The sequence below is a fragment of the Psychrobacter sp. TWR1-1-1 genome, from assembly GCF_049895865.1.
Lineage (GTDB): Bacteria > Pseudomonadota > Gammaproteobacteria > Pseudomonadales > Moraxellaceae > Psychrobacter > Psychrobacter immobilis_A.
In genome coordinates, this window is sequence record NZ_JAFCTE010000041.1 from 1 (window position 1) to 2823 (window position 2823).

At 37.5% G+C, this 2823-nt stretch carries 3 protein-coding genes and 1 pseudogene; all 4 read right to left on the minus strand.

Annotated elements, in window-relative coordinates:
• Nucleotides 1–111: 111 nt before the first annotated feature.
• Nucleotides 112–899, minus strand: a pseudogene (locus tag ACP69U_RS13695) (IS3 family transposase); the annotation flags it as partial.
• 199 nt (nt 900–1098) lie between these two features.
• On the minus strand, nt 1099–1845 hold the full coding sequence (locus ACP69U_RS13700) for a hypothetical protein (protein ID WP_426138825.1): 747 nt from the start codon (nt 1843–1845) through the stop codon (nt 1099–1101).
• A 24-nt stretch (nt 1846–1869) separates the two neighbouring features.
• Nucleotides 1870–2286 (minus strand): hypothetical protein, encoded by a 417-nt coding sequence (locus tag ACP69U_RS13705; protein WP_193008265.1) that lies wholly within the window; start codon nt 2284–2286, stop codon nt 1870–1872.
• Nucleotides 2283–2702: a hypothetical protein gene (locus tag ACP69U_RS13710; RefSeq protein ID WP_426138826.1), complete on the minus strand. Its 420-nt coding sequence runs from the start codon at nt 2700–2702 to the stop codon at nt 2283–2285. Before ACP69U_RS13710 ends, ACP69U_RS13705 begins: the two co-directional genes overlap by 4 nt.
• Between the last annotated feature and the right edge of the window lie 121 nt (nt 2703–2823).

Genomic DNA, 2823 nt, shown 5'->3' on the forward strand with positions numbered 1-2823 from the left:
GCTCGACGCTTCAATCAGCATGCGAACGGCGCGTTCTTTAATCTCAGGAGTGTAGGTTTGTCTTTTCATTGTCGTATTCTCTCAGAATGTTGAGTCTCCGACAATCCCGGGGCGGTTCATAGCGTAACCGACCAACTCTTTGGTATATAAGTCCTTGACCCCTGCTAAGTACAGCCAGCCCTCATTTGTCCAGATATAAGTAATATCGCTAACCCAAGACTCATTAGGGCGACTGGTGTCAAACTTCTGATCGAGCACGTTTGGATAGACCAGTTTGTGATGATTAGAGTCAGTGGTGACTTTAAAGCGCTTATGACGACGGCATTTGATGCCAAATTCTTCTTTGATGCTTCTGACCATGTATAGACTAATATTATGTCCTTGTCCGCTTAGATACGCATGCAGACGCTCAAAACCGTAGCGTTCGAGGGTTTCACTGTGCGCGGCTTTAACCAATAACTCGCACTGATTACGATGTACCTGCTGACAGCTGATATGACGACCTAGCCAGTCATAGTAGCTTGAGGGTTTAACCTGTAGTACGCGGCACATGCTACTAATGCTAAAGACTTGCTGGTTGTCTTTGATAAAGGCGTACTTGACTAGCTGTTTTTCGCGAAGTACGCCGTCGCCTTTTTTAATATCTCTCGTTCCTCTTCGGCCACTTTAAGTTGCCGCTTGAGCTGCTTTATTTCCTGAATAGCTGCCATAAGCTCAGGATCATATTGTTCTGTGCCGATAAGTTTGCCTTGATTGGCTTTACTGTGCCAATTAGTTAAGGTCTGCATGGCGATGCCAAGCTGCTTTGCGGTCGCTGAAATATTGCCGTTGTTGTCTGCTATCTTTTTAACAGCTTCGGCTTTAAATTCGTCACTGTAGGTTCTTACTTTCTTGGTCATGATAAACTCCGATTAATACGCTTAGTTTACCAAGTTTAGTTGTACGGTTTCTTCAGCATAGCTCAGTTGCTGTGCTTGGAGGTGGGTTTGCGGCTGGGTGGAGAGGACGAGGGTGTTGGCATATTTGATGTTGATGTGACTATTACTAGTGAGCAAGAACTTTTAGATCATTAATAAGAATTGGTAAATTTCGTACTTGTCATTTTAAGAAAAGCTTGTTTTTAAGTTCATGTTTAGAAGTTTCGAAATCCTCAGCATTGCATATTGTATTTAATTTTTTATTAGTGGGAAGACTAATCCAACCATCTTGATAGCTGAATTTATATGCATCATAACTTTCCTGAGATGAAAGACAACAGGCAAAAGAGCCTGCTAAGGCTTTGCACTCTTTACCATTTATACTTGCTTCAACGATATTAAGATTTGGTGCACCTAAAAGCTCTGCAGAGAAATAATCTAATCCTTTATCATCACTCGGTATGATCTCACTAATAATATCAATACCATCCAGATTAAGGTCGTAATGGTTTAGTTTATTAGTGCTATAGCTCAAAGAAGGAATTTCAGGTATATAAGTAACAATAGCATCTAATCGTGTAGGAATATTAGTTTGTGTAGAGTATAAGCTTCTTGATTGGTCATCAAAAGTAGCAATAAACTTATTATTTTTTAGTATGAATATATGTTCAGTATTTTCAGTACTTGATAAGATTGTAAATCCATTAACCTCATAGCTCTTATAGTCGTTTGCAAATACACCATTATCCTTGATTTTAGTATCGAAGTTCTCAATATCATTAGCTGAAAAACCATATTTCTCTAAATCAGATTTGTCGATATAGTCTATTAATGAAACTTTTTTAGGTTCAGCTAAATTTGAGTTATTAGTACAAGATGATAAACATATTATGCTAATAAATAGTAAAGACTTAATAATAATATTCATTGTTATATTACTCTTATAAGTTGATTATTTGTTATAGCATTGGTTTCCCACATCTTTCCAAGCTTCGTCGAACGTCTCGTAGTTATCCCAGTTCATATAATCTAAGCATCTTCTTATTCCAGGCATAGAACTAAGTTCCTGATATTCTAGCCTTTCCCCAGTAGCTTTGTACCAGTTGTAATCTTTTTGGAAAATACTCTTTACATGATTAAGAGTTGCTTGTCCACCTACTAACAAAGCTTGTAATGCTCCTAAAAGTCCACCAGGAGCATTAGAGTACTCTCTCAATAGCGCTGTTACTATCATATCTGTCGCTCTATCTTCAATATTGCTAACTTGCTCTTGAGAGATATATGAGACCTTCTGTACCACCTTATTTGTAGGTTTAGCTTTAGTTCTGTTACTAGTATATCTTTTAGCATGAGTTACTGGATCACTCATAAAGAGTCCTTATTATTTTGCCATGGTAGATTTAAGCTTAATTCAATTTCGTCTTCACTTTCTGAATGGAATTCTTCAGTCCATCCGTTTTCGTCAGTAGTGCCGCGATAGACTTCTCCAGTTCTTATATTTTTACCTATATATTTAACATTTGCATAAGGTAGGTTGTTAGCAAATACAAACTGATAAGTTAGATTATAAGGTTTATCATCTGTTGAGTTCTGCCACGGTAAACCTAAATGGACTTCAATTTCATTTTCGGTATCTGTATAGAATTGTTCAGTCCAGCCATTTTTATCTGTAATACCTTGAGTTGTTTCACCCGTTGTAATGTTTTTAGCTGTATAAGCTACATTAGCATAAGGCATATTTCTTGCAAAAATAAACTGGTATGCCAAATTATAAACTCCATCCATCAGTGAACCGCCCCGACTTTATCGGAGGCTTATTTACTTGAGTCAGGCAGCAACACCTGACAGGATTAAATTATCATAATACTGCTTTTCAAACTCAAAAGGTGACACATAACCAATCGTG

Bases quoted from the DNA above. Each gene is read 5' to 3' on its own strand.
- ACP69U_RS13700 (WP_426138825.1), bottom strand. From the start codon at position 1,845: ATGAATATTATTATTAAGTCTTTACTATTTATTAGCATAATATGTTTA.
- ACP69U_RS13705 (WP_193008265.1), bottom strand. From the start codon at position 2,286: ATGAGTGATCCAGTAACTCATGCTAAAAGATATACTAGTAACAGAACT.
- ACP69U_RS13710 (WP_426138826.1), bottom strand. From the start codon at position 2,702: ATGGATGGAGTTTATAATTTGGCATACCAGTTTATTTTTGCAAGAAAT.